Consider the following 12,493-nt stretch of genomic DNA (forward strand, 5'->3'; position numbering starts at 1 on the left):
TCCGCTGTGGTTGACTGCTGCGTGGAGGCGTTCAGGCGGCTGGTGCCCCTCCCGGTCTTCAAAACCGGTGTGGTCCGGGACCCGGGCCAGGCGGGTTCGATTCCCGTCCGTCTCCGCCAAACCGTTCCCGGGAGTGCGCGATGCGTGAGGTCGACCCGCGACGGCGGGTGCCGCGCACCGACGCGCTGCTCGCCGATCCCGCGCTGGCCGCCGCCGCCGGCACGCTGGGCCGCGACCGGGTCAAGGCCGCGATCGTCCGCGCCCAGGACCGCGCCCGCCGCGGCGAGCTGACCCCCGATCAGGTACGCGACGCGGCGCTGGCGGACCTGCCCGGCCGGACGCCACGGGCGGTGCTCAACGCCACCGGTGTCGTGCTGCACACCAACCTGGGCCGCGCCCCGCTCGCCCCGCCCGCCGTGGACGCGCTCGTCGCCGCCGCCGGGCACACCGACGTGGAACTGGACCTGCGGACCGGGCGGCGGGCCCGGCGCGGCCGGGAGGCGCTCGACGCACTCGCCGCGGCCGTGCCCGACGCCGGGGCGGTGCACGTGGTGAACAACGGCGCCGCCGCGCTGGTGCTGGCCGCGACCGCGCTGGCCGCCGGCCGGGAGATCGTGGTGAGCCGCGGCGAGCTGGTCGAGATCGGCGACGGGTTCCGCCTGCCCGACCTGCTGGCCAGCACCGGCGCGCGGCTGCGCGAGGTGGGCACCACCAACCGCACCACCCGCGCCGACTACGAAGCCGCGATCGGCGAGCAGACCGGGTTCGTGCTGAAGGTGCACCCGTCGAACTTCGTGGTCACCGGCTTCACCTCGGCGGTGCCGGTGGCCGAGCTGGCCACGCTCGGCGTACCGGTGGTGGCCGACATCGGGTCGGGGCTGCTCGCGCCGGATCCGCTGCTGCCGGCCGAGCCGGACGCGGCCACCACGCTGCGCGCGGGCGCGCACCTGGTCACCGCCAGCGGCGACAAGCTGCTCGGCGGCCCGCAGGCCGGTCTGCTGCTCGGCGACGCCGACCTGGTGCAGCGGCTGCGCCGGCACCCGCTGGCGCGGGCGCTGCGGGTCGACAAGCTCACCCTCGCCGCGCTCGCCGCCACCCTGTACGCGCCGACCACGCCCACCCGCGACGCGCTGCACGCAGACCCGGCCCGGCTGCGGGACCGGCTGGAACGGCTGCGGGACCGGCTCGGCGAGGACGGCTGCAAGGCCGAGGTGGTGCCGTCGGCTGCGGTCGTCGGTGGCGGCGGGGCGCCCGGCGTGGAGCTGGACTCGTGGGCGCTGAGCCTGCCCGAGCGGTACGCCGAGCCGCTGCGCACCGGCGACCCGGCGGTCCTCGGCCGGGTGCTGCACGGCCGGCTCCTGCTGGACCTGCGCGCTGTGCCGGAGGACGCCGACGACCGGGTCCGCGCGGCCGTGCTGAGCGTGGGGGACTGACCGGCATGTGGGTGGTGGCGACCGCCGGGCACGTGGACCACGGCAAGTCCACGCTGGTGCGGGCGCTGACCGGGATGGAACCGGACCGGTGGGCGGAGGAACGCCGCCGCGGCATGACCATCGACCTCGGCTTCGCCTGGACCACACTGCCGTCGGGCGGCACCATCGCCTTCGTCGACGTACCCGGGCACGAGCGGTTCGTGCCGAACATGCTCGCCGGTGTCGGCCCGGTCCCGGCCGCGCTGATCGTCGTGGCCGCCGACGAGGGCTGGATGCCGCAGTCCGCCGAGCATCTGGCCGCGCTGGACGCGCTGGGTGTGTCGTACGGGCTGCTGGCGGTCACGCGCGCGGACCTGGCCGATCCCGGGCCCGCGACGGCGCGCGCCCGCGCGGAGATCGCCGCGACGTCGCTGGGTGAGGTGGAGGCGGTGCCGGTCTCCGCGGTCACCGGCGCCGGACTGCCCGAGCTGCGCGCCGCCCTGGACCGGCTGACCGCCCGGCTGCCCGACCCGGCCCGGGACGCGCCGGTGCGGCTCTGGGCGGACCGCGCGTTCACCGTGCGCGGCAGCGGCACCGTGGTCACCGGCACGCTCGGCGGCGGCCGGCTGCGCGTCGGCGACGAGCTGGAGCTGGCCGCCACCGGTGAGGCGGTGCGGGTACGCGGACTGCACTCCCTCGGCGTCGCCCGTGCCGAGGTCGAGGCGGTGGCCCGGGTCGCGGTGAACCTGCGCGGGCTGCCCCGGGACCGGGTCGGGCGCGGCGACGCGCTGCTCACACCCGGCCGGTTCGGGCGTACCGATCTGCTCGACGTGCGGCTGGCCGGCGATCCGGCCGCCGACCTGCCGGCCACGCTCACGCTGCACGTGGGCTCGGCGGCGGTGCCCGCCCGGGTCCGGCCGCTGGGCCCGGACACGGTACGGCTGCGCCTGGCCCGCCCGCTGCCGCTGCTGATCGGGGACCGGGCGCTGCTGCGCGACCCCGGCCGGCACCACGTCGCGGGCGGCGTGACGGTGCTGGACGTGGACCCGCCGCCGCTGCGCCGCCGGGGCGCGGCGGCCGTCCGCGCGGCGGTGCTGGCCGGACTGGACGGGCGGCCGGACCTGGCCGGCGAACTGCGCCGGCGACGGCTGATCCGGGCCGGTGACCTGACCCGGATGGGCGTGCCGCCGACCGCGATGCCGGTGGCCGGGCAGTGGCTGGCCGACCCGGAGCACTGGCGGGACCTGGGCCGCCGCCTCACCGACGAGGTGACCCGGTACGCCGCCGAACATCCGCTCGCCGCGGGCGTACCCGTCGACGTGCTGCGCCACCGGCTCGACCTGCCCGACCGTGCCCTGGTCACGGCGTTGCTGCGCCCGCCGCTGCGGCTGCGCGACGGCCTGGTCACCGCCGCCGGGCAGGGGACACTGCCGGACCCGGTGGCCCGGGCGGTGGACCGGGTCCGGGCCGAGTACGGCGACCGCCCCTTCCAGGCCCCCGAGGCGCACCACCTGGCCGACCTCGGCCTGGGCCCCCGCGAGATCGGCGCCGCCGTACGGGCCGGCGCGCTGCTGAAGCTGGCCGAGAACGTGGTGCTGCTGCCCGGCGCCCCGGACGACGCGGTGCGCGTGCTCGCCGGGCTGCCGCAGCCGTTCACGCTCAGCGCCGCCCGGCAGGCGCTCGGCACCACCCGCCGGGTGGCGGTGCCGCTGCTGGAACTGCTGGACCGGCGCGGCGCCACCCGCCGGCTGCCCGACGACGCCCGCGAGGTGGTCCGCCCGCCGGGCTGAGCCAACCGGCGCCGCCCGCCCGTCCCGGTCACCTACCGTGACGCCATGGACCCTTCCGCGGTCTGGCGGGACAAGAACCACAAGTGGCGGATCGAGGCGTACCGGGCGCCGGACCTGCGCTTCGCCATCTTCGCCACGAACGGCCCCACCGAGTCGGCGCCGCTGTGGCTGTTCGGGATGGCCGCGCTGGCCCGCTGGCTGATGACCCACGCGATCTCACTGGACGACCTGGAGACCGACTGATGGGCGTGCAGGTCGCGCTGGTGCTGGTGCTGATCCTGGTCAACGCCGCGCTGTCCGGCAGCGAGATGGCGCTGGTGAGCCTGCGGGAGGGACAACTGCGGCGGCTGGCGCGCTCCGGGCGGGCCGGGGCGCGGCTGAGCCGCCTCACCCGCGAACCGAACCGCTACCTGGCCACCATCCAGCTCGGCATCACGCTCGCCGGGTTCCTCGCCTCGGCCGCCGCCGCGGTGACGCTCGCCGAGCCGCTGGTCGGCCCGCTGGGCTTCCTCGGCGGGGCCGCCCGCCCGGTGGCGGTGTTCCTGGTGACGCTGCTGCTGACGTTCCTCACGCTCGTGGTGGGGGAGCTGGCGCCCAAGCGGCTGGCCATGCAGACGGCGGAGCGGTGGGCGCTGATCAGCGCCGGGCCGCTGGACCTGCTGGCCCGGCTGTCCCGGCCGGCGGTGTGGCTGCTGGGCCGCTCCACCGACCTGCTGGTGCGGCTCGCCGGCGGCGACCCGCGCGCCAGCCGGCAGGAGGTGACCGAGGAGGAGCTGCGGGAGATGCTGGTCAGCCAGCGCGGCCTGTCCGCCCAGCAGCGGGAGATCCTCGCCGGGGCGTTCGACATCGCCGGCCGTACGCTGCGGGAGATCATCGTCGCGCGCCGCGACGTGACCACGCTGCCCGCCGACCTGCCCGCGGCCGAGGCGATGCGCCGGCTCGCGGCCACCGGCCGGTCCCGGGCGCCGGTGATCGGCCCCGGCGGGCTCGACGACGTGTGCGGCACCGTGCACATCCGCGACCTGGTGGACGCCGACGGCGCGCGCGTCGGCGACCGCGCCCGCCCGCCGGTGCTGCTGCCGGGCACGCTGCCGGTGGCCGACGCGATGCGGCAGCTGCGCCAGCGGCACGAGCAGCTCGCCCTGGTGGTCGACGAGTACGGCGGCGTGGACGGCCTGGTCACCATGGAGGACCTGCTCGAGGAGGTGGTCGGCGAGCTGTACGACGAGACCGACCGGGACGTGCGCCGCGCCGTCCGGGAACCCGACGGGGCGCTGCTGCTGCCCGGAGACTTCCCGCTGCACGACCTGCCCGACGTGGGCGTGCGCGTGACGTTCCCGCTGTCGCGCGAGTACACCACTGTGGCCGGGCTGGTGCTGGCCGGCCTGGGCCGGCTGCCCGAGGGCCCGGGGGAGCGGGTCCGGCTGCCCGGCCTCACCGTCGAGGTGGTCGAGGTGGCGGGACGGGCGATCCGCCGGGTCCGGCTGCGCGGTCCCGCCGTGGGCCGCACGCCGGACTGACACCCGGACGGGGGACAGCCGCCCGATCCCCGCCCCGGCCCGCGCCGCCGGTCGTACGGTGCGGGCGTGAAGGACCGAGGAATGCGTATGTTCGTCACCGTGCTGGCCGGACTGGCCGTGATCTACTTCGGCTTCACCGGAAGCCGCGACAGCGGCGGGGAGGGCGGCGTCTCCGGCGGCGTGGTGCTGCTGGCGCTGCTCGCCTCGCTGCTGGCCTGGAACCTGACCAAGCCCGGCCCGGCCAAGTAGCCGCCCGGCTCAGTGTGCCGTCGCGGCGCTGCGGCTCACCTCGCCCGCCGACTCCTCGCCCAGGGCCACCCGCACCAGCGCCGACGCCAGCCGGCCGAAGTCGGCCTCGCCGACCAGCCCGACCAGCGCGCCCGGGCTCGCCGGCAGGCCCAGCCGCCGCGCCCCGGCGAGCGTGCGCCGGTCGGCGTACGGGCGCACGTCCGGCCACACCGACTGCGCCTCCCGCAGGAAGATGTCCGCACCGGTGGGGCCGATGCCGGGGAACTCGGTGAGCAGCCGGCGCAGCACGGCCGGTTCGGAGCCGGCCTCCTTGTGCAGCCGGCGCAGGTCGCCGTGCCAGCGGTCCAGGCAGAGCCGGGCGCCGGTGCCGAGCATGGTGGCGGTCCGCTCGTCGTAGCGCCGGTAGTGGCCCCGGCCCAGCGCGTCGACCCGGTCCTGCCAGCTCGCCGCCTCCATCGCCTGCGGGGTGCGGTAGCCGGCCGCGAACAGCTCCCGGGCGGCGGCCACCGCCACCGAGGCCCGGATCCGGGTGCTCAGCAGCGTGGTGAGCACCAGCAACTGGTAGAGCGGGCCGGGCCGGTCCGCGAGGGCGATGCCGGCCTCCTCCGCGTACGTGCGGGACTGCCGATCCAGCAGGGCACGCGCGACGTTGCGATCGTCTGGCATCCATCCGGCTTACCCGCCCCGGCCCCGGCCAGACCCCCGGGCCGATCCGGAATGCGCCGGGCGGCGACGGGTACGCCGGTCGGGTGCGCGGCCGACGGCCGTGCGCTCCACCGGGAAGGAGAGACCCGTGGTCAAGCCGCAGCAGGAGGAACTGCGCCGGAACGATCTCGGCGCCACCAGCCAGGACAGCCGCAAGACGGCCACCCAGGCGGGCAGCCGTTCGCGGGGCGGGGGCACGTCGAACGCCGACGCGGGACGGCCCGTCCCGAAGGGGCAGGTGTCGCCGTACGGCCCGGCCGGTGAGCCGGTGGCCGACGACGAGAGCGACAGCTAACCGCGAGCCGACGTCGGCCGCAGTCGCCGCCAGGTGGCTGCGGCCGACAGCCCGTACGCCAGGTGCGGGATCAGGTCGGAGACCCAGTCGCTGCGCCGCCAGGTACGCGGGTCGGTCACGCCGAGCGCTGTCATCGAGCCGTCGGAGGTGGCCATCACGCCGCCGCCGAGCAGCACCGTGGCCAGCGGCATCGGAATCCGCCGGCGCGCGGCGAGCACGCCGAACCCGGCCCCGGCGGCGATGCCCATGGCGTACCCCAGGAACGGCCCCAGACCGGAGCGGCGGTTCGCCGCCTCGACGCCGGGGCCCAGGTCGACGTGCGTCACGTCGGCCAGCCGTCCGGCGACCGATTCCGGGGTGCTGCTGGCCGGCCGGGCCCGCAACGCCATGTCCAGGTACGAGACCGCGTTGAGGACGGCGCTGCCGACGGCGCCCGCGATGGCGCCGTCGACAACCGCTGCCGTCCTCACTTCGGGTCACCCGGTTCCCGGTTGCCCTTGGGGCCGTAGGTCCGTTCGCCCCGGACCACACCCCGTTGCCCCCGGTCGTCCTGGAGGATCCGGTTGGCGACCTGGTTCGCCTCCTTGTCGGCCGCCCGTCCGGACTGCTCGACGAGGTCGCGAAGGCGTGCCCGCTGCTTGTCGTACGCGTTGCTGCCCGGCCGTGGTCCTGGCATCTCTGCCTCCTCCGGATCGCTGTCGGCTGACGTAGGCGTCTACCCGCCCGGGCCGGGACCAACCGTTGCGGGCGGATCCCCGCGTCGGGCCGGCGCTCAGTCCGGGGCCCGGACCACGGCTACCGGGCAGGCGGAGCGGTGCAGGATTCCCTGGCTCACCGAGCCGAGCAGCAGCCCGCCCAGCTCACCCCGGCCCTGCCGGCCCACCACGACGAGCTGGGCCCCGGCCGACGCCGTGGTCAGCGCCGCGACCGGTTTGGCGCGTACCGCCTCGGCGTGCACCGTGAGGTCCGGCCACCGTTCGCCGATCCCGGCCAGCGCCTCGGTGAGCACCCGCTCGTCCTCCTCGGCCCGGTCGTCCCGCCCGCGCGGGGCCGGGCGGGCGTGCACCACGTGCAGCGGGGCGCCGCGCGCGGACGCGGTCTCGGCGGCGAACTCGACGGCGGCGCGCGACAGCGTGGAGCCGTCCACCCCGACCACGACCGGGCCGTCCGCGCGGTCGGTGCCGCGCGCGATCAGCACCGGGCAGTCGGCGTACGAGGCGACCTGCACCGCCACCGACCCGACCACGAGCGCGGTGAACCCGCCCAGTCCCCGGTCGCCGAGCACGATCACGGCGGCGGTGGGGGACTCGCCGAGCAGCACCGCTGCGGCCTCCCCGTCGATGATCTCGCCGGTGATGCGCAGCCCGGGTGCCTCCGCCTCGGCCACCGCGACCGCGTCGGTGACCAGTTGCTCGGCCTGGTTGCGCAGCCCGGCGCCGGGCGGTGACCCGGCCGGCGCGGAGACCGGTACGCGCAGCAGCGGCCAGATGAAACCGTGTACGACCCGCAGCGGGCGGTTGCGCCGCCGCGCCTCCCGGGCCGCCAGGCGCACCGCCCGCGTCGCGGGTTCGGAGCCGTCCACCCCGACCACCACCGCGGCCCCGTTCGCCGAGTTCACCAGTACCTCCTCGTGGCCGGCGCTCCCGCGGCCAGTATCGCGGCCCGGGTGGGCGGCCCGGGGCGATACCGCCGGTGTCGCCCGGTGGGTACGCTGGCGTGCAGCACCCAGGGGAGGGAGCCCCGTCGATGGATCAGCCGGACGGACCGAGCACCGCCCGCATGATCGACTACTGGCTCGGCGGCCGGCACCACCGCCCGGTGGACGTCGCCGCGGCCGCCGCGTTCGAGGCGGCGTACGGGCCCTGCGCGGCGATCTTCCGGTCGCTGCGCGCTTTTCTCGGCCGCACCGTGCGGGCCATGGCCGCCGACGGGATCGACGGGTTCCTGGTCTTCGGCGCGGGCGTGCCCACCTGCGGAAACGTGCACGAGGTCGCGCCGGAGGCGACGGTGCTCTACACCGACGTGGATCCGGAGACGGTCCGGCTGGGCCGCAGCCTGCTCGCCGGCAGCGACCGGGCCGGGTACGGCTACGGCGACGCCACCGACATCGGGACCGTCGACCGGGCGCAGTTGCACCGGTTCGTGCCGGGCTGGGGGAGACGGCCGGTGGGTGTGGTCTTCCTCGGGCTGGCGGCGTTCCTGGACGACGACACGCTCGCCCGTACGCTCGACGAGCTGTACCAGGCGGCGGCGCCCGGCAGCCAGCTGGCGATCGACTTCGACACCGAGGAGCTGGCCGGGCACCCCGAGGCGCTGGCCATGATGGGCCCGGCGTTCCGGATGCGGGCGCCCGAGCGGTTCGCGCCGCTGCTGGGCCGCTGGCAGCCGACCGACGACGGCATCGTGCCGGTGGCGCGGTGGCGGCCGGCGGGTGAGCCCGAGCCGGTGCCGGACGCGTTCCACGGCGCGCTGGCGCTCCGACCGGCCGCCTGAGCCGGTCCCGTCACGCCCGGCCGAGGCGGGGCGTTCGCCGTCGGGCGGCCTTCGTATGATGTTTGCCCTGTAGCAATAGTCGTCATCGGAGGATGAGCATGCCGGAGGCGTCCGGATCGGTGTCACGTGCCCTGCGCACGGCGCCACCCGACCAGCTGGCGGAGACCGCGGACGCGGTGCTGCGCCAGACGCTCGGGGCCGCGCGGGCGGAGGTGTTCGTCGCCGACTACCGCGCCAGCGGACTCTGGCCCGTGCTCGACCCGGACGTGCCCGACGGCGGCCCGCTGCTGGCCCACACCGTCGCGCAGCGCTGTTTCAGCAGCCAGGAGCCGGTGCTGGACGTCGTCGAGGACGGCCGCTGCCGCGCCTACCTGCCACTGTCGGTGTGGGGGGAGCGGCTCGGCGTGCTGATGGTGGAGCTGCCCGGCGACCCGGACGCGGCCACTGTGGAGGCCGCCCGGGACGCCGCCGGGGAACTGGCCGTCGCGATCCGGGCGGCCGACCGGGAGACCGACCGGTACCGGCGTGCCCGGCGGCGCGAGCGGCTGAGCATGGCCGCCGAGATGCAGTGGGACCTGCTGCCGGGGCGCAGCGTACGGCTCGGTGACGCGCTGCTCGCCGGTCAGCTCGAACCGGCGTACACGGTGGGCGGTGACCACTTCGACTGGTCGGTGGACGGGGACCGGCTCACCCTCACCGTGCTCAACGGCACCGGCAGCGGGCTGGCCGCGTCGATGCTCACGGCGATGACGGTGAACGCCATGCGCAACGCCCGGCGTTCCGGCGGCAGCCTGGTGGAGCAGGCGGAGCTGGCCTCGGACACCATCTACTACCAGCACCGGGGCAGCCGGCACGTGGCCACGCTGCTGCTGGAGCTGGACAGCCGCCGGGGCGTGATGCGGGCGGTGGACGCCGGCTCACCGCAACTGCTGCGGCTGCGCGGGGGCCGGGTCACGCCGATCGTGCTGGAGCAGCAACTGCCGCTGGGCATGTTCGCCGAGACGCGCTACGACGTGCAGGAGTTCACTCTGGAGCCGGGTGATCGCCTCTTCGTCGTCAGCGACGGGGTGTACGCGGCGGAGCCCGACGAGCAGGAGCCGTACGGCGTCCGGGCGATGGCGCGCGCGATGCGGTCGACTCGGCTGCAGCCGGCGACCGAGGCAGTTGGTACGGTGATGCGCGAACTGCATGCGTACCATGCCGACGCGGATCTCCGTGACGACGCGGTCGTCGTCTGCCTGGACTGGCGCGGCTCCAGCCGGTCCGACGACGTGACGGGGCAGTGACGGGGGCGGCGGAGCGGACACGAGCGGGACGATCGCAGGGGACAGCGAGTGGAGCGACCTCCGAATCTTGCCGCGGCCATCGAATCGGCTGCGGAGGCGCTCATCGGTGTGCTCGACTCCGCGACGTCCCGGCACACCGTCAGCGTCTCGCCCACGCAGCTGCGGGTGCTGTCGCTGATCGTGTCGCATCCGGACACCAACGTGAACCGGCTGGCCGAGCTGCTGGACGTGGTCCCGTCGTCGGCGAGCCGGCTGTGCGACCGCCTGGAGGCGGTCGGCCTGCTGCGCCGGGTGGCGGACCCGCGCGACCGGCGGGAGGTGCGGCTGATCCCCACCGCGGCGGCGGAGACGCTGCTGCGCGACCTCCAGGACAGGCGGCACCGGGCGGTGCAGGCCGTGCTCGACCGGATGCCCAACCGGGTGCAGCACGAGCTGCTGCTGGCGCTGGTGGCGTTCAGCCAGGCCGCGACGGCGACCGCCCCGCAGGCCGGCTCGGATTCGACCGCCCGTACCGCCTGACGCCGTGCACCCACGTCCGCCTGGCCGTCGACCGCTCGACTAGTGTCCTAGGATGCCTTAGCGGTTGTGACGGTCACCACCGTGACACCACTGAGCAACGACGCAGCGGGCACCCGGGGGAGAACGGCGAGCCCGATATAGTGGCAGCGCAACTGGGCGGCCCGTGATCACTGGCCGCGTCGGGGAGGTCCCAGCCCGGGATCACAGAGGGCGCCGGCGTCTGACCGGCCGGCAACGCGCACGTCCCTCCAGCGGCCGTTCATCCGGCTGCCGGACCGTGCTGCGAAGGGAGGGTTCGGTGTCGCGTCGGCCGGCTCCAGCGGAGCAACCGGATTCCGGGACCGCCACGGTCGTGGGAGACCGCGTCCTCACGCTGCCCAACCTGATCAGCTTCGTCCGGCTCGTCGGCGTGCCGATCTTCCTCTACCTGTTCCTCGTGGTCCGGGCCGACGTCGCCGCCATCGCGGTGCTCGCCGTCGGCGGCACCAGCGACTGGGTGGACGGCTGGATCGCCCGCCGCCTGGGCCAGGTGAGCCGGCTCGGGGAACTGCTCGACCCGCTGGCCGACCGCCTCTACATCCTCGCCACGCTGCTGGCGTTCACCGCCCGCGAGGTGGTGCCCTGGCAGTTCACCGGCGCGCTGCTGGCCCGGGAAGTGCTGCTGCTGGTGTCCCTCGGGGTGCTGCGCCGCTACGGCTACGGCCCGCCGCCGGTGCACTACGTGGGCAAGACCGCGACGTTCCTGCTGCTGGCGGCGTTCCCGATCCTGCTGCTCGCCGACGCGGTGCCGGACATCGGCACCGCCGCCGGCGCGATCGGCTGGGGGCTGGCCTGGTGGGGCCTGGTCCTCTACTGGGTGGCCGGCGCGATGTACGTGGTGCAGGCGAGCCGCCTCGTGCGGGCCATGCGGGCGCGGCGTACCGAGGCGGCGGCATGACCACGTCGCCGCCGCGGGACGGGGAGAAGGAGCGCGACCCGTCGAACCGGGTGTACGCGCCGGACTTCCTGACCGAACTGTTCCGCAATCCGCTGGATCCGGGGTACGGGGACGCGGCGGCGCGCCGGGCGACGGGCTCGATGTCGCGGGTGCGGCAGGTGCTGGGCCGGCCGGTGAGCCTGGTGGTGCTGGCGCTGATCGGTTTCCTGTTCGCGGTGGCGTACCGGGAGACGATGGCGGAGGAGCCGAGCCGCGCGACGGCGCGGGCGGGTCTGGTCGCCGAGATCAAGGGGCGGGAGGCGGAGACCGACCGGTTGACCGAGCGCGCCGAGCAGTTGCGTGAGGAGGTCGGCCGGCAGCGGGACGCGACGTTGAGCGGTTCGCAGGCGTCCCGGTTGCGCACGCTGGAGGCGGGGACCGGCCTGGCCCGGGTGCGTGGGGACGGCGTGGTGGTGCGGCTGGCCGACGCGGCGGCGGACCAGGACGGGGTGACCGGCGGGGACGCGGGCCCGTCCCGGGTGCTGTATTCGGATCTGCAGAAGGTCGCGAACGCGTTGTGGGCGGCGGGCGCCGAGGCGGTGGCGGTGAACGGCCAGCGGTTGACGGCGACGTCGACGATCCGGTCGGCGGGTGAGGCGATCCTGGTGGACTACCGGCCGGTGACGGGTCCGTACGAGGTGCAGGCGATCGGGCCGCGGTCGATGCGGGACCGGTTCGACGAGAGCCGGGCGGCGGCGTTGATGCGTGAGGTGGCGCGGACGACGGGTCTGTCGTTCGGGGTGAAGCGGGTCGAGGACCTCACGTTGCCGGCGGCGCCGCAGCCGCGGCTACGCTACGCCGAGCCTTCGGTGAGTCCGAGTGCGCGCCCGTCGGGTTCGGGTGGCGCGGGTTCGTCGAGTCCCGGGTCGTCCGGCCCGGGTGGTTCTTCCAGCCCCTCGGGAGGTGGCCGATGATCGCGGTGCTGGCGTTGCTCGCCGGTGTGGTGCTCGGGGTGTATCTGGACCCCACGGTGCCGGCGGCGTTGCAGCCGTATCTGCCGATCGCGGTGGTGGCCGCGTTGGACGCGGTGTTCGGTGGGGTGCGGGCGAAGCTGGACCGGATCTTCGACGACAAGCAGTTCGTGGTGTCGTTCATCTCGAACGTGCTGGTGGCGGCTCTGATCGTGTACCTGGGTGACCAGTTGGGCGTGGGCGGTCAGTTGTCCACCGGTGTGGTGGTCGTGCTCGGGGTGCGCATCTTCGGAAATGTGGCGGCGATCCGCCGGCACCTGTTCCGGGCGTAGGTTTG

16 protein-coding genes and 1 tRNA gene are annotated in these 12,493 nt (G+C 75.6%); 13 read left to right on the plus strand and 4 right to left on the minus strand.

What is annotated here, in order from left to right; genetic code table 11:
- Positions 1-23: 23 nt before the first annotated feature.
- From ACN27C_RS23945 to ACN27C_RS23970, 6 genes are all read left to right on the plus strand, one after another.
- Positions 24-119: transfer RNA gene (locus ACN27C_RS23945), tRNA-Sec, on the plus strand.
- A gap of 21 nt (positions 120-140) precedes the next feature.
- Positions 141-1,433: an L-seryl-tRNA(Sec) selenium transferase gene (selA, locus tag ACN27C_RS23950; RefSeq protein ID WP_422748291.1), complete on the plus strand. Its 1,293-nt coding sequence runs from the start codon at positions 141-143 to the stop codon at positions 1,431-1,433.
- Between the two features lie 5 nt (positions 1,434-1,438).
- Entirely contained in the window at positions 1,439-3,202 is a 1,764-nt protein-coding gene (gene selB, locus ACN27C_RS23955) for a selenocysteine-specific translation elongation factor (protein WP_422748293.1), read from the plus strand.
- A 45-nt stretch (positions 3,203-3,247) separates the two neighbouring features.
- Complete coding sequence (locus ACN27C_RS23960; protein ID WP_013286387.1) at positions 3,248-3,445, plus strand: hypothetical protein; 198 nt, start codon at positions 3,248-3,250, stop codon at positions 3,443-3,445.
- Positions 3,445-4,722 (plus strand): hemolysin family protein, encoded by a 1,278-nt coding sequence (locus ACN27C_RS23965; protein ID WP_422748296.1) that lies wholly within the window; start codon positions 3,445-3,447, stop codon positions 4,720-4,722. Before ACN27C_RS23960 ends, ACN27C_RS23965 begins: the two co-directional genes overlap by 1 nt.
- Positions 4,723-4,803: 81 nt before the next feature.
- Positions 4,804-4,971: a hypothetical protein gene (locus tag ACN27C_RS23970; RefSeq protein ID WP_422748298.1), complete on the plus strand. Its 168-nt coding sequence runs from the start codon at positions 4,804-4,806 to the stop codon at positions 4,969-4,971.
- Positions 4,972-4,980: 9 nt separating this feature from the next.
- Here the strand turns inward: ACN27C_RS23970 and ACN27C_RS23975 are convergent, their stop codons facing one another.
- Positions 4,981-5,637 (minus strand): hypothetical protein, encoded by a 657-nt coding sequence (locus ACN27C_RS23975; RefSeq protein ID WP_120569851.1) that lies wholly within the window; start codon positions 5,635-5,637, stop codon positions 4,981-4,983.
- Between the two features lie 127 nt (positions 5,638-5,764).
- Here ACN27C_RS23975 and ACN27C_RS23980 point away from each other — a divergent pair, with 127 nt between their 5' ends.
- Positions 5,765-5,971: a hypothetical protein gene (locus ACN27C_RS23980; RefSeq protein ID WP_091426872.1), complete on the plus strand. Its 207-nt coding sequence runs from the start codon at positions 5,765-5,767 to the stop codon at positions 5,969-5,971.
- On the opposite strand, the gene ACN27C_RS23985 is transcribed toward ACN27C_RS23980, so the two are convergent.
- The 3 genes from ACN27C_RS23985 to ACN27C_RS23995 all read right to left on the minus strand — a co-directional run bounded on the left by ACN27C_RS23985 (position 5,968) and on the right by ACN27C_RS23995 (position 7,589).
- On the minus strand, positions 5,968-6,441 hold the full coding sequence (locus ACN27C_RS23985; protein WP_121684234.1) for a hypothetical protein: 474 nt from the start codon (positions 6,439-6,441) through the stop codon (positions 5,968-5,970). The genes ACN27C_RS23980 and ACN27C_RS23985 overlap by 4 nt on opposite strands.
- Complete coding sequence (locus ACN27C_RS23990; RefSeq protein ID WP_120569853.1) at positions 6,438-6,647, minus strand: phosphatidylethanolamine-binding protein; 210 nt, start codon at positions 6,645-6,647, stop codon at positions 6,438-6,440. Before ACN27C_RS23990 ends, ACN27C_RS23985 begins: the two co-directional genes overlap by 4 nt.
- A gap of 96 nt (positions 6,648-6,743) precedes the next feature.
- Positions 6,744-7,589 carry a universal stress protein gene (locus tag ACN27C_RS23995; protein ID WP_364804701.1) on the minus strand — a complete coding sequence of 282 codons (846 nt, stop codon included), beginning with the start codon at positions 7,587-7,589 and terminating at the stop codon, positions 6,744-6,746.
- A 128-nt stretch (positions 7,590-7,717) separates the two neighbouring features.
- Here ACN27C_RS23995 and ACN27C_RS24000 point away from each other — a divergent pair, with 128 nt between their 5' ends.
- The 6 genes from ACN27C_RS24000 (at position 7,718) to ACN27C_RS24025 (ending at position 12,488) form a co-directional block, all read left to right on the plus strand.
- On the plus strand, positions 7,718-8,464 hold the full coding sequence (locus ACN27C_RS24000) for an SAM-dependent methyltransferase (RefSeq protein WP_422748303.1): 747 nt from the start codon (positions 7,718-7,720) through the stop codon (positions 8,462-8,464).
- Positions 8,465-8,562: 98 nt separating this feature from the next.
- Complete coding sequence (locus ACN27C_RS24005; protein ID WP_422748305.1) at positions 8,563-9,750, plus strand: PP2C family protein-serine/threonine phosphatase; 1,188 nt, start codon at positions 8,563-8,565, stop codon at positions 9,748-9,750.
- Positions 9,751-9,798: 48 nt separating this feature from the next.
- Positions 9,799-10,269: a MarR family transcriptional regulator gene (locus ACN27C_RS24010; protein ID WP_121684237.1), complete on the plus strand. Its 471-nt coding sequence runs from the start codon at positions 9,799-9,801 to the stop codon at positions 10,267-10,269.
- Between the two features lie 298 nt (positions 10,270-10,567).
- Positions 10,568-11,206: a CDP-alcohol phosphatidyltransferase family protein gene (locus ACN27C_RS24015; RefSeq protein ID WP_120569858.1), complete on the plus strand. Its 639-nt coding sequence runs from the start codon at positions 10,568-10,570 to the stop codon at positions 11,204-11,206.
- A complete protein-coding gene (locus ACN27C_RS24020; RefSeq protein ID WP_120569859.1) occupies positions 11,203-12,159 on the plus strand; it encodes a DUF881 domain-containing protein in 957 nt (318 codons plus the stop codon). Before ACN27C_RS24015 ends, ACN27C_RS24020 begins: the two co-directional genes overlap by 4 nt.
- Positions 12,156-12,488, plus strand: a complete 333-nt coding sequence (locus ACN27C_RS24025) for a small basic family protein (RefSeq protein WP_091426880.1) — start codon at positions 12,156-12,158, stop codon at positions 12,486-12,488. The genes ACN27C_RS24020 and ACN27C_RS24025 overlap by 4 nt, the downstream gene beginning before the upstream one ends.
- Positions 12,489-12,493: the final 5 nt, after the last annotated feature.

Origin of the sequence: Micromonospora sp. WMMD1219 (assembly GCF_049315215.1) — a bacterium.
Lineage (GTDB): Bacteria > Actinomycetota > Actinomycetes > Mycobacteriales > Micromonosporaceae > Micromonospora > Micromonospora tulbaghiae.

Excerpts from the sequence above, each read along its gene's own strand:
- ACN27C_RS24025 (WP_091426880.1), top strand. The coding sequence starts at position 12,156 with ATGATCGCGGTGCTGGCGTTGCTCGCCGGTGTGGTGCTCGGGGTGTAT.
- ACN27C_RS24020 (WP_120569859.1), top strand. The coding sequence starts at position 11,203 with ATGACCACGTCGCCGCCGCGGGACGGGGAGAAGGAGCGCGACCCGTCG.
- ACN27C_RS23965 (WP_422748296.1), top strand. The coding sequence starts at position 3,445 with ATGGGCGTGCAGGTCGCGCTGGTGCTGGTGCTGATCCTGGTCAACGCC.
- selA (WP_422748291.1), top strand. The coding sequence starts at position 141 with ATGCGTGAGGTCGACCCGCGACGGCGGGTGCCGCGCACCGACGCGCTG.
- ACN27C_RS24000 (WP_422748303.1), top strand. The coding sequence starts at position 7,718 with ATGGATCAGCCGGACGGACCGAGCACCGCCCGCATGATCGACTACTGG.
- ACN27C_RS23975 (WP_120569851.1), bottom strand. The coding sequence starts at position 5,637 with ATGCCAGACGATCGCAACGTCGCGCGTGCCCTGCTGGATCGGCAGTCC.
- ACN27C_RS23970 (WP_422748298.1), top strand. The coding sequence starts at position 4,804 with ATGCGTATGTTCGTCACCGTGCTGGCCGGACTGGCCGTGATCTACTTC.
- ACN27C_RS24005 (WP_422748305.1), top strand. The coding sequence starts at position 8,563 with ATGCCGGAGGCGTCCGGATCGGTGTCACGTGCCCTGCGCACGGCGCCA.
- ACN27C_RS23960 (WP_013286387.1), top strand. The coding sequence starts at position 3,248 with ATGGACCCTTCCGCGGTCTGGCGGGACAAGAACCACAAGTGGCGGATC.
- selB (WP_422748293.1), top strand. The coding sequence starts at position 1,439 with ATGTGGGTGGTGGCGACCGCCGGGCACGTGGACCACGGCAAGTCCACG.
- ACN27C_RS23990 (WP_120569853.1), bottom strand. The coding sequence starts at position 6,647 with ATGCCAGGACCACGGCCGGGCAGCAACGCGTACGACAAGCAGCGGGCA.